General features: G+C 57.1%; 20 protein-coding genes and 5 pseudogenes. 14 read left to right on the forward strand and 11 right to left on the reverse strand.

Annotated features, from left to right (window positions below; all coding sequences use genetic code 11):
* Positions 1-315: 315 nt before the first annotated feature.
* Positions 316-1683, reverse strand: a pseudogene (locus C9413_RS06785) (ROK family transcriptional regulator).
* 410 nt (positions 1684-2093) lie between these two features.
* On the opposite strand from C9413_RS06785, the gene C9413_RS06790 reads away from it, so the two are divergent.
* From C9413_RS06790 to C9413_RS06805, 4 genes are all read left to right on the forward strand, one after another.
* Complete coding sequence (locus C9413_RS06790) at positions 2094-3320, forward strand: DegT/DnrJ/EryC1/StrS family aminotransferase (protein ID WP_223844068.1); 1227 nt, start codon at positions 2094-2096, stop codon at positions 3318-3320.
* 84 nt (positions 3321-3404) lie between these two features.
* Positions 3405-4073: an HAD-IA family hydrolase gene (locus C9413_RS06795; protein ID WP_040114161.1), complete on the forward strand. Its 669-nt coding sequence runs from the start codon at positions 3405-3407 to the stop codon at positions 4071-4073.
* A 216-nt stretch (positions 4074-4289) separates the two neighbouring features.
* Entirely contained in the window at positions 4290-4793 is a 504-nt protein-coding gene (locus tag C9413_RS06800; RefSeq protein ID WP_082046635.1) for a GNAT family N-acetyltransferase, read from the forward strand.
* Positions 4794-5073: 280 nt separating this feature from the next.
* Entirely contained in the window at positions 5074-5793 is a 720-nt protein-coding gene (locus tag C9413_RS06805) for a GntR family transcriptional regulator (protein ID WP_040114160.1), read from the forward strand.
* A gap of 723 nt (positions 5794-6516) precedes the next feature.
* Here the strand turns inward: C9413_RS06805 and C9413_RS33110 are convergent.
* The 6 genes and pseudogenes from C9413_RS33110 to C9413_RS06830 form a co-directional block, all read right to left on the reverse strand.
* Positions 6517-6724 (reverse strand): annotated as a pseudogene (locus C9413_RS33110) (methyl-accepting chemotaxis protein); the annotation flags it as partial.
* A gap of 181 nt (positions 6725-6905) precedes the next feature.
* Entirely contained in the window at positions 6906-8072 is a 1167-nt protein-coding gene (gene ugpC / locus C9413_RS06810) for a sn-glycerol-3-phosphate ABC transporter ATP-binding protein UgpC (RefSeq protein WP_040114158.1), read from the reverse strand.
* Between the two features lie 78 nt (positions 8073-8150).
* Positions 8151-9176, reverse strand: coding sequence for a Gfo/Idh/MocA family oxidoreductase (locus C9413_RS06815; protein WP_040114157.1), 1026 nt, complete (start codon positions 9174-9176; stop codon positions 8151-8153).
* A gap of 31 nt (positions 9177-9207) precedes the next feature.
* Positions 9208-10038, reverse strand: a complete 831-nt coding sequence (locus C9413_RS06820; protein WP_040114156.1) for a carbohydrate ABC transporter permease — start codon at positions 10036-10038, stop codon at positions 9208-9210.
* Between the two features lies 1 nt (position 10039).
* On the reverse strand, positions 10040-10969 hold the full coding sequence (locus tag C9413_RS06825) for a sugar ABC transporter permease (RefSeq protein WP_040114439.1): 930 nt from the start codon (positions 10967-10969) through the stop codon (positions 10040-10042).
* A gap of 71 nt (positions 10970-11040) precedes the next feature.
* Positions 11041-12507: an extracellular solute-binding protein gene (locus tag C9413_RS06830; RefSeq protein WP_170250298.1), complete on the reverse strand. Its 1467-nt coding sequence runs from the start codon at positions 12505-12507 to the stop codon at positions 11041-11043.
* Positions 12508-12778: 271 nt separating this feature from the next.
* Here C9413_RS06830 and C9413_RS06835 point away from each other — a divergent pair, with 271 nt between their 5' ends.
* The 7 genes from C9413_RS06835 (at position 12779) to C9413_RS06865 (ending at position 19350) form a co-directional block, all read left to right on the forward strand.
* Positions 12779-14038 carry an ROK family transcriptional regulator gene (locus C9413_RS06835; protein ID WP_040114154.1) on the forward strand — a complete coding sequence of 420 codons (1260 nt, stop codon included), beginning with the start codon at positions 12779-12781 and terminating at the stop codon, positions 14036-14038.
* 23 nt (positions 14039-14061) lie between these two features.
* Positions 14062-14373 (forward strand): hypothetical protein, encoded by a 312-nt coding sequence (locus C9413_RS06840; protein WP_040114153.1) that lies wholly within the window; start codon positions 14062-14064, stop codon positions 14371-14373.
* A gap of 396 nt (positions 14374-14769) precedes the next feature.
* Positions 14770-15657 (forward strand): N-acetylglucosamine kinase, encoded by an 888-nt coding sequence (locus C9413_RS06845; RefSeq protein WP_040114152.1) that lies wholly within the window; start codon positions 14770-14772, stop codon positions 15655-15657.
* Positions 15647-16414, forward strand: coding sequence for a GntR family transcriptional regulator (locus tag C9413_RS06850; protein ID WP_040114151.1), 768 nt, complete (start codon positions 15647-15649; stop codon positions 16412-16414). Before C9413_RS06845 ends, C9413_RS06850 begins: the two co-directional genes overlap by 11 nt.
* Before the next feature lie 40 nt (positions 16415-16454).
* Positions 16455-17477, forward strand: coding sequence for an SIS domain-containing protein (locus C9413_RS06855; RefSeq protein WP_040114438.1), 1023 nt, complete (start codon positions 16455-16457; stop codon positions 17475-17477).
* Positions 17474-18643: an N-acetylglucosamine-6-phosphate deacetylase gene (gene nagA, locus C9413_RS06860; RefSeq protein ID WP_040114150.1), complete on the forward strand. Its 1170-nt coding sequence runs from the start codon at positions 17474-17476 to the stop codon at positions 18641-18643. Before C9413_RS06855 ends, nagA begins: the two co-directional genes overlap by 4 nt.
* 206 nt (positions 18644-18849) lie before the next feature.
* The gene (locus C9413_RS06865) at positions 18850-19350 is read left to right on the forward strand and encodes a hypothetical protein (protein ID WP_040114437.1); all 501 of its coding nucleotides are present in this window, start codon (positions 18850-18852) and stop codon (positions 19348-19350) included.
* A gap of 70 nt (positions 19351-19420) precedes the next feature.
* On the opposite strand, the gene C9413_RS06870 is transcribed toward C9413_RS06865, so the two are convergent.
* On the reverse strand, positions 19421-19987 hold the full coding sequence (locus tag C9413_RS06870; RefSeq protein WP_223844063.1) for a TetR/AcrR family transcriptional regulator: 567 nt from the start codon (positions 19985-19987) through the stop codon (positions 19421-19423).
* A gap of 179 nt (positions 19988-20166) precedes the next feature.
* On the opposite strand from C9413_RS06870, the gene C9413_RS06875 reads away from it, so the two are divergent.
* Positions 20167-20916 carry a glucose 1-dehydrogenase gene (locus tag C9413_RS06875; protein ID WP_040114148.1) on the forward strand — a complete coding sequence of 250 codons (750 nt, stop codon included), beginning with the start codon at positions 20167-20169 and terminating at the stop codon, positions 20914-20916.
* Positions 20917-21014: 98 nt separating this feature from the next.
* On the opposite strand, the pseudogene C9413_RS33115 reads toward C9413_RS06875, so the two are convergent.
* From C9413_RS33115 to C9413_RS06885, 3 pseudogenes are all read right to left on the reverse strand, one after another.
* Positions 21015-21122 (reverse strand): annotated as a pseudogene (locus tag C9413_RS33115) (AsnC family transcriptional regulator); the annotation flags it as partial.
* A 166-nt stretch (positions 21123-21288) separates the two neighbouring features.
* Positions 21289-21405 (reverse strand): annotated as a pseudogene (locus tag C9413_RS06880) (carboxymuconolactone decarboxylase family protein); the annotation flags it as partial.
* Positions 21406-21430: 25 nt separating this feature from the next.
* Positions 21431-22114: pseudogene (locus C9413_RS06885) on the reverse strand (transcriptional regulator).
* Between the two features lie 395 nt (positions 22115-22509).
* Here C9413_RS06885 and C9413_RS06890 point away from each other — a divergent pair.
* Complete coding sequence (locus tag C9413_RS06890; RefSeq protein WP_223844062.1) at positions 22510-23076, forward strand: helix-turn-helix domain-containing protein; 567 nt, start codon at positions 22510-22512, stop codon at positions 23074-23076.
* Between the two features lie 3 nt (positions 23077-23079).
* Positions 23080-23878 (forward strand): HipA N-terminal domain-containing protein (locus C9413_RS06895; RefSeq protein ID WP_170250300.1); only part of this gene is annotated, 799 nt, incomplete at its 3' end.

Below are 23878 nucleotides of genomic sequence, written 5' to 3' on the forward strand. Positions count from 1 at the left end.
TTATAGTCCATGCCGCCGGGAAATCCGCATCGCCCGAATGTTGTCTGCTGATCCCGCCACGGTGCTGCGCATGACCTTCTTGAACATCGCGCAATCGTCGCTTAGCCGGCTGCCGGAAGGTTGGGCTGCGAGGACGCCGATGAATGTTTGCTGTCTCTACCGAACTGCCTTAGCCGCCGACGCCCGCCTAAGAGCGCTTCTTAGTATGGCTTTACGCAACGATACATCCTCAGAGATTTTCCAGCGCAAGATTGTCAGCTTCTGCGAGATCAGGCTTTGTACCATTCTTCACGTCAAGTTCTTCGGAATCTCTGGTCAGATTATGAAATTTAGCAATTCACAAAGAACGAGGCCTGCGGCACCGCGCAGGCCAGCTACGTCTTCACTATCGCCAAGAGCGAGGGTGATCTCCTCATCCGCGAGATTGACTGTCAGTTCTTGAAAGCTCGCTTCAATAGGATCTAACATCGATTTTCCTCCACGCACGACATCACCATGCAGAATAATGCAGTTGGGTGCCGTCAGCTGCTGAAGGTTCGCCAATCCAACAGAAATATTGAACGCGTACTCTTGAAGTAGTTTTTTTGCCCCTTTGATGCCATTCTCGGCTAGCGACACTAAGCGGCCCGCATTCAACGAGCCAGGTCGCGGCAACCCCCTGGCTTGTGCTTCGTTTCTCAACCATCTCAATGTGGCGATCGTTTCCCAACATCCTCGTCGTCCGCATTGGCACATCTGGCCATTAAGTTGCACGATGGTATGACCAATTTTTCCGGCTTCACCCGCTGTCCCCCTATAAAGATGTCCATCAACGTATAGGGCCGCATCCAACGACTCACCGATATAGACGACAGCAAAATTTCTCTGTCCACGTCCTTGCCCAAACCACCGATCGCCAACAAGCTAAGCTCTTGTATCTTGGGCGATCCAGGCCGGAACCCCGAACCTTTTCGTTAACTCTGCTCCTATCGGAAATCCATCAAGGTATGGCGCAAGGCTCATAGCCACGATAGAACCTGTTTCCGTGTTAATCGTTCCTGCGACCGCCACCCCGATGCCTAAAACCGGTACGTGGGCGGAAGCGATTGTCTCTTCAACACAAGCACTGACGATCCGAAATGCATCGGAAGCATCTGTTCGGCCTTTAGCCAAACCGGCGTGATGTTGGGCATAGATCTCGCCCTCCAGAGAGACCAAGCATGTACGGACACGATCGTGCATCAGGAGGACTGCGCATATTGGCTTGGCCTCCTTCGAGAACCACAACTTGGTAGCCGGTTTTCCGCCGGCCCGGTCAGCAGGAACCACTTCGCCTTCGACAAGAATACCTTGATCGATCAATGGTTGGACAATGCCGCCGATAGTTGCTCGACTTGCTCCGGTGACGCGCGCCAGATCCACTCTGCTAGATGGGCCAATGTCGTATAAGGCCTGGAGCAAGCGTCCCCGATTTGCCGGCCCTAGTGTACCCGCTGAGATTAGAGTATGAGCCGGCTTAAATCGTTTGGAGCCGTTTTTATTGTCGGCGAGCGATCCCATGAAACAGAGCTTTCTGGATCCACTAGGACTATCCGCATTTTCTCCAAATGATCGTTTTCCTAATCTTTTTATCATGGACTCCATTAGATCCAACCCTCTCTTCATCGAACGCGAATGCCTTCGCGCCGAATTCCTCATGACCATTGTCTGACGTTTCCCAGAGCCTTGGATTGTAATTTGGGCCTGTGTGGCTAGCCGATTGAGAATCTCCTTTCCCTCCGATGATCTTGGTTGGTGTAGGCGACTATCAAAAAAGCCGAAGCTCCCCACCAGGCCATCATCTCACTGCGTAAATAAGAAGTGTTACTTCAGTATATATAATGCCCCTCATACATACATCTTCAGCAAAATCCAGATTAAAATCGGCACTTCTGTCATTCATAAAATATATTTAAAAATATATTTTTGCTATCTGTTGTTTTACCTCCGGAAAACATTAGACATATTTCGGAAATCGCCACAGGATCTATCGCGACTAGCGGTCGGAGAAGCAAATGAACGGACATACCAGCAATAATCTGGACGTTTACAATACCAGAGGGCCCTGGCAGGAAATGGATCTCGCCTTCCTCGGCGGGGAACCCGTCGTCCCTCCAGGGCGGATCACGCCTTGGCCAGCTCCAAAGAAGGAGCATTTGGATGCTCTCCGCGAAGTTGTAGATAGTGGAAGGTATCATCGGGTTAACCACCCAATCGTGGCTGACTTGGAGCAAAATCTCGCAACATGGACCGGTAAGTGGAAAGTCCGCGCCGTCGGCAGTGGTACGGCGGCGATCCATATCGAACTCGATTATGTCAAAGACCGAGGCGAGAGTGTGGTTACCGCAGCGCTGAACTGGCCCGGCGCGGTTGGACCAATTGCAATCAGTGGCCTCCGGCCGGTCTTCGTTGATGTTGACCTGAACTTGGCCGGTATCGATCAAGAGGCGGCAGCCGACAGGTTCGGACCAGGCGTCGCAGCAACTCTCATCACCCACCTCTTTGGGAATAATATTCTTGTTCCTCATGCAAGGTCTGCCGCGCGTGCTCAAGGGGTTGCAGTCATCGATGACGTTTGCCAATCGATCGGCGCCATTAAAGCGATCGTAGATGGGGCATACATTGATACCGACGCGCTCGCTTTGTCCGGCAACGGCGCAAAGCACCTTGGAGCCGGCGAACTAGGGTTTGTGATTACGGAAGACCCAAATCTGATTAAACATGTGGACCGCGTTTCGCTGACAAGCTCATCTCGCAATGGAGAACGAACTTTTTCCCCCTACTCAGAAGGATATAACTACCGCCCCAACGTCTTCTCTTCATCTATCGCAAAAATGCGAGTGATTGATCTGGAAACACAACTTCAGATTCGAAGAAATAACGGAAAACTTCTATGGGAGATGATCCGAGATCTGTCAGGTATTTTTCCTCTCTTCGACCCATTTGACTGCAATCAGTCCATGCTCAATTTCCCGCTTCGAATCGAACCGGAAGCACTCGGTTTCAGGCCAGGTCCGGCCGCAAGGGATACCGTGGTGAAACTGCTACAGGCCGAAGGTGTGCCCGTTTTGGTTTGGCTTACGAAGCCCGTCTTCGAATATCTGCCGACCATTGCCAACGATTGGAGGGCCAGCGACTTTCCCAATACGGTAAAACTCTTGGATACGATGTTTTACGTATCGGAGATCGCGCCACCCAATGAAGCCGAGGTAATGGAACTTTACGCGGAGGCGTTTCACAGGGTTTGGAAGGCTCTTTCCAAGTTCGGCCCAAAGATTTCCGATATCGCAACAACCATTTAAAGAAGACAGGGATGGGAAAATTCAGCCTACATTTTCCGGCTCGCTCTCTTGCAGCGTTGATTGTGTCGACAATGGTGTAATCCTATGGCCACTTACAAAACTCCAAAGCTCCTAATTTTCGATTGTGATGGAGTTCTAGTCGACAGTGAAATCATTGCTACCGCTGTGCATGTCGAAGCTCTGGCCGGATACGGATATAATATTTCCGCCGATACTTATAATAGTCGCTTCATAGGCATGACCGATCAGCAAAGTTACTCAATCATCGAAGCCGAGTCTGGCTTACGTTTGCCGAAGGGTCATCATGAATGTGTGATGGCAGAGATTGGCAGACGGTATGCCAGCGATCTCAAAGCCATTTCGGGCGTTAATCAAGCTTTGGACGCCATCAATGTGGAGAGATGCGTGGCATCGAGCAGCGATCTGGAAAAGCTGCATTTTGCACTTAAACTAACAGACCTGTACGATCATTTTTCGCCTTGGGTTTTCAGTGCTTCCCAAGTCGCATGTGGCAAGCCCGCCCCAGATCTTTTTCTGTTTGCATCTCAGAGAATGAATACATCGGCTGAGGCCTGCCTAGTCATCGAAGATAGCGTTGCTGGAGTTCAGGCGGCAGTGGCGGCTCGAATGCGGGTCATTGGTTTCGTCGGGGGTTCTCATTGTCCTCCCGGACATGCTGAGAAATTGATGGAAGCAGGTGCGATGAGAACATTCAGCCATATGACAGCGTTACCAAAGATCCTAGCAGATTGATTGTCGGGCCGCTGGACGCCGTGGAAGCTAATCCGAATATGCCACGAACCAAGCGCCGAAGCGGCTGATGCACTAGTGACTTTGCGCGTGAGGACTCATATGCTTATTAGTTGCTGCGAATCCCATTTGGCGAGAGAATCATCGCGCTTTAAGGTCCCCCTTACGATGGGCCTCGATCTAAAAGCGTCTGGCACGCCGGTAAAATAGGGAGAAACGATGGCCGCGAAGCAAATACATACTCGATCTCCGATAGTGATCGAGTATCTGGAGAGTTGTCGGGATTGGATCCCCGTTTGCACAAGCTGGTCGTTTGGACAATGGGGTTGCCAAGCCAATGGATCATTCGAGCAGACGAAGCATGAATTCGAAACCTCAACAAAAAGTTCTCTGCCGCTGACATTGGTTGCCGTCGAAGATGGCAGACCTGCGGGAATGATCAGCCTGAACGAGAGCGATTTTAAAGGAAGACCCGACCTTTCCCCATGGCTCAAGTCGCTATACGTCCATCCATTCCACCGCAATAAAGGAATAGCTTCGTTGCTGATCAAGAGGTTGGAGCACGAAGCTTTGCGCCTCGGCTGTGAAAGGCTTTACCTTACAACAGAGGACGCAAAGGGCCTCTACATGAAGAATGACTGGCTGGACATTGACCGAGTGCGGACGCCTTATGGCGACGCGGCTTTAATGACAAAGATTTTGCTGGGCGCCCGGACTGGCTAAATCAAGCAACTTTATCTGAGTTGAATTGGCTTTCGAGTGCTCAACTTGCCTCCGAGACTCAGGTGACGTGCCCACGTTGAAGGTATCGGAGGCTGCAACAGATGTGCTTCAGCGCGTCAAAAAACCGCAGACTTTAACCTCAGCCCGACTGTCGTCTATATTAGACCTCAAAAATCATCGCCCATACAAAATCCCTAAGCTGGGCAATTAGTTGTGTAGTGTTTTGAACTTGCCGCGCGCTACGCGGTCTTCAAAGCACATCGACAGAGGAAATAAAAAAATGTGGCTCTGTGAGAATTCGCTCCAATGTCGTGGGATAGCCGTTCCAGTTTTCGCAGGTGAACCGATGCCGGCAAAGGCTGACACTGCCTACAATGCTGTTCTTCAATTGCTCTACAGCTATGCCCGCGTGCCGGCGCAACATCTCAGTGACCAGGAGCTTGCCTCCAAACTTAACCTTGGTCGGACCCCGGTACGCGAAGCGCTTATCCGACTTGCCGCGGAGGGCAAGATTCTCTCCATCCCTCAAAGAGGCTATTTCACCAGGCCCCTCGTGGAAGGGGCGCTATTGGACTTATATGTTGTCGCACGTCAAACCCTCAGCTCCGCACTAAGGCGTGTGCCGCCGCATATTCCGGACAGTGGCCGGCGTGCGCGTGATAACCCGCCCCGCGACCAGCTCGCAGTCTATGCGGAAACCATCTTTGCCAATATCGCCCAGCTGTCGGCAAATTGCGAGGTTTGCAGAATTATCGACAAATTCTGTTTTTGCTCTCATCCTATCCGGATGGAGATAACTAAGACGGAGCTTAGTCCTTCTTACGAAAAAAGCCTCGCAAGACTGATGGGTGCGATCCCCCAGCTAGGCAAGGCAACGAGTGTGGTGGAGTCCGCATTAATGAGCCACCTTGACGTGGAACAGAGCGCTCTCGCGCGCGTCGTACACGAGGCAAACGAACGACGGTCAACAAGTCTTGCTTGGCTGGTGAGAAGTTTGTAAATACGCGGTCCTGATCGTAGCGAGTAGCTCAGCCATTCGGCTTTTGCCTTCACAGAACCGGACGGGCGGATTCCCGCTTTGGGCTCTTCCCGAGAAGCATCCCAAGGCATATCCGGGTCTCCACCAAAACTGCCCGCAGGGCAGACGGCCAGCCTCATGCCGAAGGAGCTCGATGATGGCGCGTGAACGATACATTGTGACAAGACGAACTCCTCATCCGCGCCCTGCCCCATATCGCCAGCAATGAGGCATACGCGTAAAGGCCAGGAGCCAAAAGCGGTAACGTTACCAATGTGTTAGCGGGGCACTATCAGGCGATCAGACCTAAGGAGATTCGCCTTCTTGAGCGCATCCTCCATCGAGGTCGCACCGAGGGAGACAACCGCTCAGTCCAGACATAGACGAATTTCGGCTTCGCCCTTGCCTTCAAGCAAGGCAATTTCGGCGACACTCCTGCCCACCGATATCCACCAGAGGCACGATCTTTCAAAGGGCGAGAGTTTCCACGTCATAAACACCCGGTAAAAATTTGGTCTGTGATCTCGTGATCAGAACCAATTCTCAGCTTGAATTGCGAAATCGAAATTCGACGTGCCCCGAATGGCCGGCGCACAGGACAGCGAAGGCACCGGTCGTGGCGTCGCGCTTGCAGCGTTCCCAAGTTTCCCTGCCAACGCTCAGCAGCATTGTTCGATGGCTTGCATGGGAGAAAACGCCTTACATCACCCTACCAGAACTGCGTGCCGACTCATTCGCCTCCATTGCTACCTGGCGCGCCTCCTCGGTACGTCTGGAGGAACTGGAGATCTTCCGCGTGATCTGATCGAGAGCAGCGGCAGTTTCTCGCAGAGAAGCAGCCTGTTGTTTGTTCCGTGCGCTTCGATAGATCCTGGGCACGTTGGCGTATTTCCGATGCGCTATTGTCAATCGCTGCTCCACTCCTACCCTTAGGGTGCCATTAGTCTCGAAATTTGATCCCGATGTGCCGACATCCCGCCGTTCGAAAAAATGGCTGCCGCCGAGCTTTGCTCGACGACAGCCAAAGCGCCTTGGGAGGCAGACAAACAAAGCCGGGACAGTTTCAGACGACATTTTTGCATGGAGCACCTGGATCAGTCGCGAATTGCGGTTCCTGTCAGAGGATCGAACCAGTGCAGCTTTTGCAAGTCGACTTTCATCGGAAGTCGCTGGTTGGGAGCGGGCGTCGCTGCTGGCGGGATACGCGCCACCAACCGGTTCTTGCCCTTGTGTTTGAAGTCGTCCGGTTCCTCGGCGTCGCTGACGGTGACGGCGGGGGAGGCAATGTCGAAGAAGACATAGGTGTCGGCGCCGAGCGCCTCGGCCACCGGAATCTGCTCGTTGAACAGCGCCTCCTGCTCGGAACACACCTGAAACATTTCCGGGCGTATGCCGGCGATGACCTGGCGCCCGGCATAGGCTGACAGCGCAGCGCTCGCGCGAACCGAAAAGGTGATGCCGGTTCCCACGATCGTGGCGCGCAGCGACTGCGCTTCGACCCGAAGCTCGACCCCGACGAAATTCATTGCCGGCGAACCGATAAAGCCGGCGACGAAAATATTCGCCGGCCGGTCGTAAAGCCGTTGCGGCGTGTCGATCTGCTGCAGGTTGCTTTCCTCGTTATTGCCGACGGGCTTGAGCACAGCAACCCGATCCCCCATCGTCATCGCCTCGACCTGATCGTGGGTCACGTAGAGCGTCGTGACGCCAAGGCGCTGGTTTAGAAGCTTGAGCTCGGCACGCATCTGGACCCGTAGCTTGGCGTCGAGGTTGGAGAGAGGCTCGTCCATCAGGAAAGCCATGGGATGCCGGACGATCGCCCGCCCCATCGCAACGCGCTGGCGCTGGCCGCCTGACAATGCGCCTGGCTTGCGGTGCAGGTATTTCGACAGGTCGAGCATATCGGCCGCATCGCGGACAAGCTTCTCGATCTTGTCCTTCGGCATTTTGCGCTGCTGCAGGCCGAAGGCCATGTTTTCGTAGACCGTCATATGCGGATAGAGCGCGTAGTTCTGGAACACCATCGCGATGTCGCGGTCCTGCGGTTCGGTGTTGGTGACATCCTGATCGTCCATGAGAAGCCGGCCGCTGTTGAGCAGCTCAAGCCCGGCCGCCATCCTCAACAAGGTGGATTTACCGCAGCCCGACGGTCCGACCAGCACGACGAACTCGCCGTCTGCAACCGTGAAGCTCACATTGGCGACGGCAACGGTCCCGTCCGGATAGGTTTTTCCAATCCCGTCAAAGGTCATGGACGCCATAATAGATCTACTCCCAGTATCAAGTGGCGAGGCAATTCATCCCATGGAATGAAATGCCTCGCAGGGTTGGTCACGACATCAGCCGATGTTCACAGGTTTGCCGCTGGCGACCGACTCCTCGATCGCGGCCAGAACCTTGGTGTTGGCGAGGCCATCGTTTGCGTCCGCAAGCAACGGGACGTCGCGCACCACACTGTCGACGAAGCGCGCGATCGACTCCTGCACGAAACCTCCGATCCGGGTCGCCCCCGTGGGCGTTACGCCGATGTAATCGTTGTATCTCAGGCCGCCCTCCATAATGCGGCGGAGACCGCCGTTATGGGTTGGATCGGCCTGAACCTGACCCTTCTCGCCAACGAACTCGATCTTGAAATCGACAAGAGACGGATTGTCGCGCGAGAGGATCCAGCTGTTCTCCATGGTCACGACCGTGCCCTTGGAGAATTCCAGGATCGATGCGTGGAAATCCTTGGTATCGACGCCGCCGGCTGACAACGTGCCGGAGCGGGCAACGGCGTAGACGCGGGTAACCTCGTCTGCGAGGATGAAGCGCAGGACGTCGACCAGGTGGCTGCCCAGGAACCAGAGTGCAGAGGATTTCGCGGCCCAGCTCAGCATCTGGAACGGAACGAATGTCGTGTTCGACAGCCGTGCCGTGCCGTGTTTGGCAAGACCGATCTGGCCATCCTGGATCATGCCGCGGACCTGGGCGAGAATCGGGTTCACCCGGTTGTGGAAGTCGATCATCAGCTTTCCGCTGGACTTCGCGGCAGCCTCGGCGATCTCCTCGGCTTCTATGACGGTCGTTGCCAGCGGCTTTTCGCTGAGAACGTGCTTGCCGGCCTTGAGGGCGGCAAGAATGATCGGCGTGTGCGTGAAATCAGGCGTCGCCACGGACACTGCGTCGATGCGATCGCTGGCGATCAACTTCTGGTAATCGGTGAATGCTTCCGCCGCACCGAAGCTCTCCTTCATCTTGAGCGCCCTGCCCTCATCGAGGTCGCAGACGCCGACAAGTTCGGTCTCCGGCAGGACGTTGAACGTGTGGGCGTGGTTGTTGCCCCAAAGGCCGGCGCCGATGACGCCGATGCGAAGTTTGCTCATTTTCTATGACTCCATTCAAACAGTAGAAAGATCAGCCCTTCACCGAACCGAAGGTGAGGCCCCGGACGACGTATCGATCGAAAACCAGGAAGATGATCATCGGCGGGATCATGGCGAGCACCGCCGCGGCGGCGATGTAATTCCACGTCACGCCGCTGGTGGCGAAGTATCCAAGCGTTCCGATCGGAAGGGTGGCGGTCGAGCGCGAGCTCAGGACCAGCGGAAAGGCAGCATTGTTCCAGGCAAAAACGAAGGCGAACATCGAAGTGACGATGATGCCGGGGCGAACGATCGGGAGCGTGATGCGCCACATGATCATGTACCAGCGGGCGCCGTCGACCCGGGCGGCCTCCTCCAGCTCTGCCGGCACCTCGTCGATGAAGCTTTTCATCAGCCAGACCGAAAACGGGATCGTCAGTGTTTGCAGAACCAGCACCATCGAAAAGTAGGAGCCCTGCAGGCCGATCCGCGTGATCAACACGAAATACGGGATCAGGAATGCAATCGGCGGCGCCATCAACAGACCGAGATACCAGAGCATGATGTTCTTCTTGCCGCGCATCTTAAAACGCGAGAGCGCGTAAGCCGCAGGAACGGAGAACGGCAGATTAAGCAGCACGGCGCCGATTGCGACGATCAGGGAGTTCACCAGTTGCGGCGCGTTGGTGCCGGGATCGACGAGGATATGCCGGAAGGCATCGAACGTCGGCTCGAAGGTGAACTGCGGCGGCATTGTAAACGCCGTTTCCGCTGGACGAATCGCGAGTGCCAGGAACCACAGGATCGGGCCGATGAAGATCGCCAGGAAAAGCAGGCCGGCAGCATAGGTAAGAGCGGTAGAGAACGTCGTGCGGTTTGACATATCACCACTCCTCATTGCGGAAGGCGAAGAACACGTAGAGGGCGACAATGACGTTGACGATCAGCACTGTGATCCAGGTCATCGCGCTGACGAGCCCGACATTGAAGTTGACGAGGCCCTGCTCGTAGAGCGAATAGCCGAGCGTACGCGTGGTGGTGCCCGGCCCACCGCGTGTCAGCACCAGCACGGTGTCGAAGGTGTTGAATATCTGCATGAAGCGCAGCATGACGATGATGATCGCCGTGCGCCGGATGAGCGGCAGCTTGATGCGCATGAGGATCGTCCAGGCCGATGCGCGATCCAGCCGTGCGGCCTCGATGATCTCGTCGGGAACAGCGAGCAAGCTTGCATAAAGGACGATGGCGAAGAATGGCGTCCACTGCCAGATATCGACGAACAGGATGGCGGCCAGCGCCGTCGAGGGCGAGCCAAGAATACCTTCTGCTGGAACCGGCAGCCAAAGAGACTGCAGCACCCAGGTCAAAAGACCGCCGCCGGGATCGTAGAGATAGCGGAACAAGAAGCCGACAACGATCGGCGCGATGGTAGTCGGCAGGATCAGAAGCGCGCGCACGACATTCATGCCGGGCAGCGTCTTGAGCAGGACCAGCGCGATCGCCAGGCCGAGGCCAAACTCGATCGCAGTGCCCAGGACCGAGAGGATCAGCGTGTTGGTGAGTGCCGCGCGAAAATCGAAGGCATTGATGGCCTGGACGTAGTTGTCAAGGCCGACGAAGGCCATCGGCTCCGGCCCGACCTGCAGGTTCCAGAAATAGAAACTCGATTTGAGGGCAAAGAGCAGCGGGTAGGCGATCAGGGCAAGCAGCATGATCACCGAAGGCGCAATCAGCAGGTAGGGCAGGTTCCGGCGGACAAAGCCCCGTCGGACAGGCGCAAGCGCCCGCGGCGAGCGAATGATTGTAGAATGCATGATCGAGATCCAGTTCTTCTTCACCCGTTTTGCCGGCGCGAGCGTTGCCGCGCCGGCCCGAGGAGAATTTATTACGCCTTGCCGAGCGTGCCGATCAGGGCGTTGGCACCGTCGAGCGTGTCGGCGAAGCTTTCCTTCTGGTAAGGGATCATGAGATTGCCCTTGAGGATGCTTTCAAACAGACTGTTCGTCCGCTCGAGCGCCGTCTTCGGATCTTCGCTGCCCGTCAGAAGCTGGTTGAGCGTGAGACCGAGCACGCTTTCAACTGCGGTGTAACCGGGAACCGGCGGACGCGTGATCTTGCCGTTGCCCTGCTTCATCATCGCATATTGCACATCGAGGTAAGGGTAGATCGCCTTGACCTCGTCGTCCTCATAGAGCGAAACGCGGGCGAAATCCGAGAACTGGTAGTTGAGATCCGGCCATTGGGCCATCTTCTTCTGGGTCACCTTCGATGTCGCCCATTTGATGAAGGCGTAACCGTTGTCCTGCCGCTCGGAACTGGACGGGACACCCAGGCTCCAGCCGCCAAGGCTGACCGTCTGTGCCACGCCGTCGGCCTTCGGCAGTGCCGCGGTCGCGTATTTGTCCATGACATCCGACTTCTTGCCGGTCATGTAACCGGAATTCTTGACCAGGTAAAAATATGGCGTCCACCAGTAGAACATGCCGATATCGCCCTTGGCAAAGCGGGTTCCGGCGTCGAACCAAACGTAGTTGATCGCCTCGGGCGGCGACAGTTTATAGAGCTGCCGGTAGATCTCGACCGACTTCGCCCATGCCGGAGCGGTGAGCTGCGGGGAGAAGTCCCAGGGCGCACCCGGGAAGGATTTGAACCAGTTCGCGCCATGGCTGACGGAAAGCTGCGTGAACATGTGGGTGATCGGGGACGGCTGCGACCCACAGATCACCGTCGGGAACAGCGGCTTGCCGTCGAACGACTTTCCTTCGAGCGACTTCAGCGTCTCGACGTATTTCGTCCAGGTCCAGTCTTCGGAGGCCTTGGTCGGAGGTGCGGCGATGCCGAAGTTGTCGAAGATATCCTTGCGGTACATGACGCCCTGCGCGTAGGCCGCGACCGGCAGCGTGCCGATCTGCCCGCGCCACATGTTCGACGAATAGAGAACCTCGGGAATGAAGTCCGAAAGATCGATGTCGCTGTCCTTGGCAATGAAGTCGTTGAGCGAAATGATCCAGCCGTTGTCGAGATACTGCCCAAGCCACATCTGGTCGACGGCGATGACGTCTGCATCCGACGTCTTGGCGACGAACGCGGAGACAAGACGTGTCTGCAGGGCATCATAAGAGAGGCTTTCCAGCTCGACCTTGATGCCGGTTTCCTTTTCAAACTCCGGGATCATCGCCTTCATCGAGAAGAAGAACGGATCTTCGACCGACAGAACGCGCACAGTGTTGGTGTCTTGAGCGCCTGCGTCCCGTGGTGCGACCAGCGAGCCGACGCCGGATGCCAAAAGAGAGGCGACAGACGCTGATTTAAGCATGTTCCGGCGCGACATGTTTCCGATATCGAATGTCATGAATTCCTCCTCAATTGCCTGTAATCCAATCCCACTCGATACCGGAGAGCCAATCGGCCCCTGCTCGCTTGTGATCGTTATCCCTCCATCCTGCTTTCTGCAGCAGTATGTTTGTACGTCGCACAAACTTATGGTACTGTCAAGAAGTCGACACATGGAATCTTACGAGCCCCGTTGATGACACTGTTCACGCTAACGAAGCAAGCAATCGCCATCTGGTCGAGCAAGCGCTCACAGGGTAGAAAGACGAGCAGCAAATCGGAGAGAAATTTTGAAGTTCGAGAATCAGCCATCCTACTCGCTTGGGCAGCGCAGTCCTTCCAGCAAGGAAGTTCTGCCTGGCGAGGGTGGCGTCAACGTTACCCTCGTCTCCCAATCAACTCTCGGCGAGATCAATCGTGGCCGGGTGCTGCAGGCACTGTACGACAACGGTCCGAAAAGCCGTGCGGAACTTGCGCGTCTGGCAGGGGTGAACCGTACGACGATTACGGGCATCGTCCAGCCGATGATCGAAGAGGGATTGCTCGTTGAAGGCGACGCCGTTCCCTCCGACTTCAAGGGAGGCAAGCCGGCGCGTCCGATCTATTTCAATCCGGAAGCCCCGATGCTCGGTGCAGTCCTTCTCTTGCCCGGCAGGATCCAGACATGCCTGGTCACGCTGAGCGGAGAGATCAAGGCGCTGAGGAAGGCGCAATTCGATCCGCGGGGGGACAGGGACGCGTTCCTGACGATCATGAAGGATACGCTGTCTGCAACGCTCTCCCAGGCGAATCGGGCGCCGTTCGGAATCGGGATTGCGTCGGGCGGCATGATCGACAGCGACAACGGAGTGATCCTTGCCGTCAACCTGGCGCCCGTTTTAACGGGCCTGCCCCTGGTCGACATCCTGCAGGAACATTACGCATTGCCTGTTGTCATCGATCACCATCCGCGCGCGCTGCTTGTGGGGGATCGATGGTTTGGGCCGGGACGGGGCCAGCAGACTTTCGCGGCGATCTATACCGGTGAGGTTCTAGGTGGAGCCTTCTATATCGACGGGCGCGTCTATCGGGGGCTTGCCGGCTCCGGAGGTGAACTGGGGCACACGGTGGTCCAGATCGATGGCGAGCTCTGCAACTGCGGCAAGCATGGATGTTGGGAAACCGTCGCCGCCCTGCCGTGGTTGCGGCGGGAGGCAGCACAGATGGGCTTCGAGGAACCCGAAAGCATCACCGCTGCGCGCCTGGTAAACGAAGCCGCCGAAGGATCGAAAGCGGCCGATGACCTGCTGGACCGCTATGCACGCAACGTCGCCTTCGGGATCCTGAACCTGCAGCAGACCTTGTCTCTCAATTCCTATGTCTTGCATGGAGACATCGCAGGCGGCGGCGATATCGCGGCCGAGCGTGTCAGGCAGCATGTGGAGCAGTTGGTTCGAAAGCGACCGAACCAGGAGATCTCCATCACGGTAAACGGTATCGGCGAGGGCCATACCGCGTTGCGCGGCGCGGCGGGCCTGGTCCTGTCCAGCCATCTGAAGCTGGTCATCTAGACGGGCATAATTGGAGACCTTTGATGGCTACGGATCTCGAGCGGCAGTTTGATAGTGCGATGATGGCAATCTACCAACGGGCCAAGACCGAGGCCAAATACAATGCCAATGTGTTCCTCGGCATGCTGAGTGATCGCGGTGGTCTTGCAACGGCGCGATATCTCATCAACTCCGCTTCTGCCTCGGAGGGTTATACGAACCTGTGGGAACGGAACCGGCTCGATCTGACTGTAGAAGCCTTGGTGCTGGAGAACGGCAAGTGGCATCCGCTCTTCACTGCGGAGGAGCTTGCGAAAGCCAAGGCACGGCTCATCGCGTATAATTATAAGTTCTAGAGCTGACAGCTCCTACGGTCTCATCGGCTTTGCTCATCTTCGGATAGTGATGCCTCGATCCGGTGAACCGCGCTGGAAAGTCTTCGTTCCACCGCTATTCCAAGTCGGCGTTTGACTTCCGCTTTCTTCGCGATCCGAACTTTTTAAGCAAGGTGATGCGGACTTGATGATCTCTTAGGTTGGGCGCGGTCGGTCGCGTATCGCCACTGCTCCATATCTTCCGTCCAACTGCGCCAAGCAAGTGCATCTCGTCGAGCTGGCTAACAGCAGCCACTGCATCAGGCTTGACTTATGCCTATGTTTGTGCGACGCACGAACATACTATTCAGCAGAAATGGTGGTGGCTGCTGTCGCCTATCGCTTTCAAACACGAGCGTTCCAGACTGACGGAGCTCCATGACCTATCTAATTGGCATTGATGGTGGCGGAACGAGTTGCCGGGCAGCCGTTGCAGACAGGGATGGCCGCATTCTCGGCCGGGCAAAATCTGGCGCTGCGAATATTCTTTCCGATCCTGACACTGCTCTTCAGAATATCATCGAGGGGGCTCGTGCAGCGTTCGTCGAAGCCGGTCTCGATCCCGCCGGCATTACCAAGTGCTTTGCGGTTCTGGGCTTGGCCGGCCACAATGTGGGTGACGCGGTGCATTATGTCCGTCGATCGCTGCCGTTTGCCGAAGCTCACATCGAGTCTGACGGGCTCATCGCGCTTCAGGGCGCTTTGGGCGACAAGGATGGCGCTGTCGCGATCCTCGGTACGGGCACGATCTACATCGAACGCCAAGGGCAGAACGTGCGATATATAGGAGGCTGGGGCTTTACGATCGGAGACCTTGGCAGCGGCGCCCGAATTGGTCATGCGCTCCTGCAGGAAACCCTGTTGGTTCATGATGGCATTCACGCCCCCTCCCCCCTCACCAGTTCCGTTCTTGCGGAGTTTCACAACGACCCACGAGAAATCGTCGAATTCGCGCGTCTGGCAAAGCCTGGCGACTTCGGCCGCTTTGCGCCACGCGTGTTTGAACATGCCGAACGGGGCGACGTCATCGCAACGCTTCTCTTGGCGACTGCCGTCTGGTCGATAGATGAGGTGCTCGATCGTCTCGTCGCTCAAGGGACGCAGAAGGTCTGTCTCCTTGGTGGCCTGGCCCCGCTTTATCTACGCTGGATCGCGAAGCGGCACCAATCGCGTCTGACAGAACCCGAAGCCGATGCCCTCACAGGCGCAGTCGCACTCGCGCTCGCGCGCTACGGCGTCGATCGGAGCTCCGCGCATGAGCGCTAGACCGTCGGCAACGGTTCAAGATGCGGACATACATCTGCAGGGCGCTGGTCCGCTCTATCAAAAACTGCGCCGGTCCCTCGAAGAGGCGATCCTGTCGGGCAGACTCGGCAGCGGAGATGCATTGTCTCCTGAGCGCGATCTCGCCAACTCCGCGCGGGTCAGCCGGGTGACCGTTCGCAAAGCGATCGACGAACTCGTGCGCGATGGCCTGCTCGTGCGCCGCCGAGGCTCCGGGACCTTCGTCTCCCGTTCGATGGCCGGGTTGGCTCAACCGGCGTCGCCCGCACCCTCGCCGCCGACCGAGGACATGTTCTGGCTGGCTTCGAACATGCGAACCGAATGGCTGGAGCGTCAGATCATCAGTCCATCATCGGATGAGATGATGGCGCTCGGCCTCTCCGCCGGCGCAAAGGTCGCTCGCCTGGCCCGGCTGCGCATCTCCGGAGATTTGCCGTTTGCGATAGAACGCAGCTGCGTTCCACTTGAGTTCCTGCCGAACCCGCTCAGCGTCTCGGCCTCGATTTACGCCGCGCTGCAAGACAGAGATGCGCGGCCCGTGCGCGCGATTCAACGCCTGTTCGCAAGCGCCATTCGTGAGCCGGATGCCTCGGTGCTTCGCGTAGCTGATGGCGCCGCCGGTCTCCTGGTCAGGCGCGTAGGCTTTCTCCGTTCCGGCCGGCCAGTCGAATTTACCTGCTCGCTCTGTCGGGGCGACACCGACGGTTTCGTCAACGAATTCACGATCCCAGAAACCTGAGCCCCTGGTCTCGGGTGGAGCCTTCCAAATGGAGACAACTGTGCAAACAAATATGCGCCGCGAGATAGATGAGATCCCTGAAGCGACTGCCCGGCTGCTTGAGCGATCGGAGAAAGCCTTTGCTGATGTCGGGGAAGCGTTCCGCACCAAGGATCCGGCCTTCGTCGTCACGATTGCCCGCGGCTCGTCGGACCATGCTGCACTGTTTCTCAAATATGCCATCGAACTGACCGCAGGCGTACCGGTTGCCTCTCTTGGACCGTCGCTCGCGTCGATCTATGGCGCCAAGTTGAAACTTGGCCGCGGTGCAGCGATCGCGGTTTCGCAATCGGGCAAGAGCCCCGACATCGTCGCCATGGCTGAGGCGGCAACCCGGGCCGGCGCCACGTCGATTGCGCTGACAAACACGCTGCCTTCGCCGATCGCCGATGCCTGCAGCCATTCACTGGATATTTTCGCAGGCACCGAACATGCGGTGGCGGCAACAAAATCCTATGTGAACTCCATCGTCGCTGGCCTCGCGGTCCTCGGCCATTGGACGGGAGACGCTTCGCTGAAGCGCGCCGTGGCGGATCTTCCCAGGCACTTTGCCGACGCTGTGAGCCTCGATTGGCAGGAATTTGCCGCGGACGCTGGTGAAGCGAAATCTCTTTATGTGCTCGGCCGTGGGCCGGCTTTGGCGATCGCCAGTGAAGCCGCATTAAAGTTCAAGGAAACGACTGGCGTCCATGCGGAAGCGTTTTCTGCCGCGGAAGTGCTGCATGGACCCGTAGCGCTGGTCGGGGCGGATTTCCCGGTGCTTGCCCTGGCTTCGCACGACGCCGCCGAAGCATCGACGGTCGCCGTTGCCGATAGCCTGAAAGCCAAGGGTGCAATCGTACGTGTCACCTCGACCCGAGCAGAGAAGGCCAAGTCTCTGCCTTCCATTGAGACCGGTCACCCGCTCACAGATGCGCTGTCACTCATCCTTCCCTTCTATGGCTTCGTGGAAGCCTGGTCACGCGCGCGAGGCCAAAACCCCGACGCACCCGCGCATCTCAAGAAGGTGACGGAGACCAAATGAGCGGAACAAGGACAATAGCGGGCGCACGGATCTTCGACGGTCTGGAGTGGCATGATGACGCCGCTCTCCTGATCGGAGAAGGCCGTGTCCTTTCCATCCTTGCGGATGCCGCTCTCATCGATGACGCTGAAACAGTGCACGCACCTGGCCAATTGCTGGTGCCGGGCTTTATCGACCTGCAGGTCAATGGCGGCGGCGGCGTCCTGTTCAATGAGCGGCCGACGCTCCAAGGCATTCAAGGTATCTGCTCGGCACATGCGCCGTTCGGCACCACGGCATTGCTGCCGACATTGATTACCGACACATCGAAGGTCACAGCAACTGCGATTGCCGCCGGGATCGAGGCGAAGGCTGCTCGCGTCCCCGGCTTCCTGGGGCTGCATCTTGAAGGCCCTCACCTCTCGATCGCCCGCAAGGATGCTCATGATCCATCGCTGATCCGGCCGATGGAGACCCGGGATCTCGACGAATTGCTTAGCTGCGCGGCCGCACTCGGCTGCCTGATGGTGACCATCGCCCCGGAAAACGTGGCTCCGGAACAGGTGAAGGCTCTTGCCGACGCGGGTGTCATCGTCAGCCTTGGCCACACCGATGCGGACTACAAAACGGCCTGCATTTACGCGGCGGCCGGTGCACTGGCGGTCACACATCTCTTCAACGCCATGAGTGGCCTTGGCCATCGCGAACCCGGCGCGGTTGGCGCGGGATTGGCGATCGGCGCGCTCCACGCAGGCATCATCGCTGACGGTTTTCACGTTGATCCGGCGGCCATGGGCATCGCCATCCGCGGCAAGCAGGGTCCTGGTCGCATGTTCCTGGTGACGGATGCGATGTCGACGATCGGCACTGACATGACGCGCTTTGCCTTGAACGGACGCGAGGTGTTTCGCATGGGCGGTCGGCTGACGCTTGCCGACGGCACGCTCGCCGGCGCCGATATCGACATGATTTCCTCCATCCGTTTCGTGCACGAGACACTTGGTCTGTCGCTCGAGGAGGCCATCCGCATGGCCTCCAGCTATCCGGCGGACGTACTTGGGATTGGCGCTCGCAAAGGGCGGCTCATGCCCGGAGCCGACGCCGATTTCGTGATTTTAACGCCGGAACTTCGAGTTCAGTCGACCTGGATCGGCGGTCAGAAGACTTTCGAACAAATCTTACAATAAGGGGGTACATGGCTCTTCGATCGGAGCCGTCGTCATCGTCGATACGGGCAAGGAAACGACATATGGGACATGCCCCGAAACCCGGGCGAGCCGGCGCCCTATGACCACTTTGCAGGCTTAACCTCAATAGTCTTGAGCCGCCGACCCCAGGTCGCACGAGCACGAGGCGTATGAATTTCTCATTCTATGATCAGAGGACCAAACTGATGGCTTACGATACCAACCCCTTTGCGCCCTCCGACCAGGAACGACACGCAATTTGGGAAATGCTCGTGCGAAAGGACGTCGACGGCTTCGTCAACGAGGATTGGTCCATTTTTGGAGGTTCATTCAAGTCCGACGGCTTCTGCGGACTGGATGCCAAAGGCTCTCTCGATCCGGCTGTTTGGGAGGTTCGCTTTCCGACGGTTGAAGCCTATCGAGACGCCTGGCTGGGCGACGCGCGTCGCGCCGCCGCCACGGACTATGCGGAGAACCGGCGCGACGCGTTGTTTCGCGCCACGGACATGCTCGATATCCGCGTCGAGGGACACACTGCCACGGCGCGGAAAACCTTCGATGACGCGATCGCACTCGCCGACGGAGGATCACAACGACTGAACTGGCAATCGGTTTTCTTTTGCGCAAAGGACCATGGCGCTTGGAAAATTACCGGTTTTGTCGGGTTCCTGCCGTTTCAGCGGAGCGGCGGCCGAGAAGACGCCTGACCGGAGCAATGGAGCGAGCAATTGGACAACAAACCATCGATGAAGGCCTTCCCTATCTAGGTGCCTTCAATTATGCCGCGTTGCAGCTGGCGGCGAGATAGGAGCGAAACATAACCGTTAGCTGCTTTTCGGCCTCGACACTTGCAGCGTGGGGCATGACCCGCATGCAGAAGGCCGGCACCGTTCCAAAAATCACTGCGGTTATGGTTTGAGCGATCACGTACGGGTCTGTGAAGCGGCCGTCGCTGGCACTGGAAAGCAGCGTCTCAATTGCCTCTTCACTACGACGGGTCGCCAACTCGATCAACTTGCGAGCGTCGAGTTCCATGGCGATGAGGTAAAGGGCGGGAGAAATCTCGGACTGCGCCATCCTCGCGTTAAGATAGGCCTTCACCACGGCCCCAGCTATCGTTTCTATGTTAGCGCCTTGGCTTTCGTAACACGCTTTCTCCACAGCGTCGGCCAGCATCGCTAGGTGTTGCTCCAGCACCGCGAAGAGCAAGGCCTGCTTGTTCGGGAAATATTGATACAGAGTTCCTACGGAAACGCCCGCACGACGGGCCACCCGCGTGGTGTTCAGACGCGTTGGCCCATCGCTCAACAAAACCTGAATGGTGGCCTCGAAAATGGCGTCCACGGTGGCGATCGATCGGCCCTGACGCGGTGATTTCCGGGGGGTTAGCGGTGGCAAAGAGCCGTTTCCCATAAGCGAATCCAAAACCTGAATGATCCTTCATATATAACTTCTGTTCCCGCCCCTCCAGCAATAATGCGGTTTCACGTCGGGGCGTTCAGAAACGAATTGGAGATACGAATATGGGTAAATTGGACGGAAAGGTCGCTGTCATCACCGGCGGCAGCGCGGGCATGGGACTGGCGACAGCCAAGCTGTTCGCAAACGAAGGCGCAAAGGTTGTCATCACCGGTCGTGATCAGGCAGCGCTCGATACTGCAGCACAAGACATTGGAAGCGGCGCCGACGCCGTCCGCAGCGATATAACCAAGATCGCGGACATCGAATTGCTCCGTGCCCATATTGAGAGGGAGCATGGTCGCGTCGACATCATCTTCGCGAATGCCGGCGGCGCGCAGCCGGGCATGTTTGAATACATGTCGGAAGAAGACTTCGATTTCACGGTCAATACCAATTTCAAGGGCACGTATTTTACCGTGCAGAAACTCCTGCCGCTGATGACTTCTGGTGGTTCGATCATCCTGAACACCTCGACGCTGAGTACACAGGGGCGGCCATACGTCAGCGTCTATTCAGCGACGAAGGCAGCTATTCGTTCGCTGGCACGATCGCTCACCGCGGAACTGACCGAGAAGGGAATCCGGGTGAACGCCATGGCGCCGGGGCTTATCGATACCGATCTTCAGCGCAAGGCGGGAATGAGCGACGAGATGATCGAACAGACGAATGCCCAAGTACACGCCGAAATTCCGATGCATCGCAGCGGTACCGTGGAAGAGATCGCAAAAGCCGTCCTGTTTCTCGCCTCCGATGACTCGAGCTATGTGACAGGCATCGAGTTGTGCGTGGATGGCGGCTGGTCGCATATATAGCGGATTGGAATGAACCTCTGCAGCCTGTCGGTATCAGGCTGCAGAGTCCAGAGTACACGCGATCATTGGGGGCCAGTTGCTTCCAATCAATGCCGCCCTCATGGTGCAATGCTCAGCCCCACCTTGACCCGGTCCATGGCAACGAAGGTCCGGAAGCGTTTGACGTTGTTGTTGCCGAAGAACAGGCGGCGGGTGAGTGCTTCGTGACCTGGAAGCCGGGTATGCGGAAAGGCGTCGCCAACTCAAAGCGGATTTGCTCCTCTTATGTCGGCGACCTGGAGACGTCACGCGACGCCCACGCGCGAAAGGGAAAGACCCGCGACATGGTCGCGCCCGCATCACCGATTCGAAGAGCGCGTTCTCGTATGGCTTTGCGATGCACCCTTCGCAGCGCGTCGTCACTGCCACGGCAAGCGCAATCAACTCGCGCGTCTTGGCGTCCAATTGACCAGTCTTCTGAAGAAGAATTCGACGAGGTTGGAAATGCAGTCAGAGACTGGCATTTCGTCTTCCATCAACCGAGATTGAGCCGCTTTCGAAGTTCTGCATTTTCTGCACGAAGCTTCTCAGCCAGCAGCTTGCGCAGCCTCTGATTTTCCTCTTCCAACTGCAGAAGGCCGGCCAGGTCGTCAAACACCGACGTCGGCGCAGCAGCCGCTGCTTTATCGGTCCTCGGGCCGCGTTTTACCGGTACGCTCTTGGTCGCATTCGTCCCTGCGCTTGCTTTAGGTTTACGGCCTCTCCCCTGCTTGTCAACCGTGGCAGTTGCTGTGCGTGAAGCGTCCGCTGGTTCCGAAGCAATCTCCGATGACCCCAGTTCAGGGGCCGCCTTCTTGGTGCGAGGCTTACGCTGTTTCGTCGGCGCATCGAGTGCTGCGACGACGGTGGCCGGCGTGTTGGTATCGACTATCGTGTCATTTTCGTCGGCCATGTCGGTCTCCTGTGTAGCCAATGCACTTGTCTGCTGCGCGACCGGCGCTGTCAACAATGGCTGTATCTGTTCTGTCTCGGGCGAGGATATACCTTCGTCGGAGGCGACATTTGGGTGGATAGGCGACAGGAACGGCATCGCCTCCTCCCGCACATCGCGCGTAACGGATTTGAGGTCCAAGTTGCCCCAGATCGAATTCGACTCGACCTCGGATTACCGCCGACCCGATTTGTACTCGACAGCAAAGCTGCGCTGGATCTTTTTCACGTTTAGGTACCTTGAATTTCTCGCGGTGATGCAATGGCAATTGACGACGTATCTTAGAACCGCTGCGGCACAGCAAATAGAGAGTGTGACACTGACAGTCTAGCTCCCAGCGACCAATGCCGGTAGACTGCGGTGCCGTTTCCGATCCTGGAGAAGGCGAAATCGGCTGACTATGGCGTTGCAACACTGATCGCTTATCTCAACCCTTTCTGCAGGGCTAGAACCCAAAGCATCGCACCCGTTTGTTCCCGTTCGGGTGCATTTCCACTCCAAGGACACTGTGTTCTGCTAGATGCTCCCGAACGGGATCACCAACAAGAATGCTCCCGTTCGGGAACATCCATACTTGAATCGCGTTCCGGTGTGGGTTATGCTCCCGTACAGGAGCAAAAATGATGAGCAAACGACCTATAGCCGCGTCTTCTCGAAAAGATGCAGCCACTCTTGCGAAACTTCTGGCGCAGTCGTCAGCGGCAAAAGATTTGCGCGACAAGCTGGCTGAGAGTGAGCCATCGCCGGTCAGACGCTCGTCCACCTCCATCTCGTCCATGGCGTCGCGATTACGAAAGGTCTTGGAGCGGGACCCGACAACAGAAACGCCTGATACAACCGGCTCGTCAACACAAGTCAAAGCCAAAACGGCCGTGGCTGCAAGACTACGCGTGAACCGACCCTCTCCACCGCCCAAGGAACCGCCGCTGCAAGGCAACGCCGCAGCAACATTGAAGTTGAATAGCCAGTTAAAGGCAGCAAAAGAAATCCAGACTTCTGCGGATTTCGGCCGACTGGTGAAAAAGGCTCGGGAGGAAAAGGGGCTTTCCCAGCAAGAATTCGCAGATTTGACCGGCGTTGGCCGCCGCTTCATTTCCGAACTGGAGAACGGAAAGCCGACGGTCGAATTCGGGAAAGCTTTGAAGGTGGCCCTCGGAGCCGGAATTGCGCTCTATGGTCGGCAACGCTAAGCCATGGATATAATTGCACTCGACGTTCGCCTGGACGGATTTGATAACCCCATTGGCAATCTCGTCAGAGATGAAGCAGGCGCCCTCGCCTTCGCCTACAGCTCGACATACCTGGAAACCCCCGATGCCATTCCGCTCTCACTTTCACTTCCGCTGGAAGAAGAGGCATACGAGGATAATGATGCCCGGCCGTTTTTCGACAATCTCCTCCAAGAGCGGGACGGGCCTCTTCAAAAGGTTTTGGATCGCGAGGGGCTCGCCAGGAGCGACGTGGCGGGATTGCTGTTTTATCTCGGACGCGACTGTCCGGGCGCACTTTCAGTGCTTCCTCTTGGATCCCCCGCGGCAAAAGTCCCTGGTAACTTTAAGACCGACTATCGTCGGCTGGACGAAGCACAGCTTATAAAAATCGTCCACTCCCTGCACCGAAGGCAGCGGCTGCCGGATGAAACAGAAGATCCCTCACCACTTGCCGGCGTCCAAAGCAAGATAGCGCTGACAAGTTTGCCCGATGGAACCTTCGCCGAGCCTCTGCCAGGCAGCGGTGCCCCAACAACGCATATTGTCAAAGTTCCGGACCGGGCTCATCCGAACGACCCTGATCTCGAGTTGGAAGCTTTGCGTCTATCGGCCACTCTTGGGTTTGAAACGGCCGAGGCGACGGTTCGGGATTTCGAAGGCGTGAGCGCACTGATTATCCGCCGTTTTGACCGAAGTCTCGATCAAGACAACCGCGTCATTCGTATCCATCAGGAGGACTTCGCCCAGGCGTTGGGACTTCCGCCTTCATTGAAATACGAAA

The sequence above is a fragment of the Rhizobium sp. SEMIA 4085 genome (assembly GCF_013004495.1).
GTDB classification, from domain to species: domain Bacteria; phylum Pseudomonadota; class Alphaproteobacteria; order Rhizobiales; family Rhizobiaceae; genus Rhizobium; species Rhizobium gallicum.

Coding starts and splice junctions, on each gene's coding strand:
- C9413_RS06790 (WP_223844068.1), top strand. CDS start 2,094: ATGGATCTCGCCTTCCTCGGCGGGGAACCCGTCGTCCCTCCAGGGCGG.
- C9413_RS06795 (WP_040114161.1), top strand. CDS start 3,405: ATGGCCACTTACAAAACTCCAAAGCTCCTAATTTTCGATTGTGATGGA.
- C9413_RS06800 (WP_082046635.1), top strand. CDS start 4,290: ATGGCCGCGAAGCAAATACATACTCGATCTCCGATAGTGATCGAGTAT.
- C9413_RS06805 (WP_040114160.1), top strand. CDS start 5,074: ATGTGGCTCTGTGAGAATTCGCTCCAATGTCGTGGGATAGCCGTTCCA.
- ugpC (WP_040114158.1), bottom strand. CDS start 8,072: ATGGCGTCCATGACCTTTGACGGGATTGGAAAAACCTATCCGGACGGG.
- C9413_RS06815 (WP_040114157.1), bottom strand. CDS start 9,176: ATGAGCAAACTTCGCATCGGCGTCATCGGCGCCGGCCTTTGGGGCAAC.
- C9413_RS06820 (WP_040114156.1), bottom strand. CDS start 10,038: ATGTCAAACCGCACGACGTTCTCTACCGCTCTTACCTATGCTGCCGGC.
- C9413_RS06825 (WP_040114439.1), bottom strand. CDS start 10,969: ATGCATTCTACAATCATTCGCTCGCCGCGGGCGCTTGCGCCTGTCCGA.
- C9413_RS06830 (WP_170250298.1), bottom strand. CDS start 12,507: ATGACATTCGATATCGGAAACATGTCGCGCCGGAACATGCTTAAATCA.
- C9413_RS06840 (WP_040114153.1), top strand. CDS start 14,062: ATGGCTACGGATCTCGAGCGGCAGTTTGATAGTGCGATGATGGCAATC.
- C9413_RS06845 (WP_040114152.1), top strand. CDS start 14,770: ATGACCTATCTAATTGGCATTGATGGTGGCGGAACGAGTTGCCGGGCA.
- C9413_RS06850 (WP_040114151.1), top strand. CDS start 15,647: ATGAGCGCTAGACCGTCGGCAACGGTTCAAGATGCGGACATACATCTG.
- nagA (WP_040114150.1), top strand. CDS start 17,474: ATGAGCGGAACAAGGACAATAGCGGGCGCACGGATCTTCGACGGTCTG.
- C9413_RS06865 (WP_040114437.1), top strand. CDS start 18,850: ATGGCTTACGATACCAACCCCTTTGCGCCCTCCGACCAGGAACGACAC.
- C9413_RS06875 (WP_040114148.1), top strand. CDS start 20,167: ATGGGTAAATTGGACGGAAAGGTCGCTGTCATCACCGGCGGCAGCGCG.
- C9413_RS06890 (WP_223844062.1), top strand. CDS start 22,510: ATGAGCAAACGACCTATAGCCGCGTCTTCTCGAAAAGATGCAGCCACT.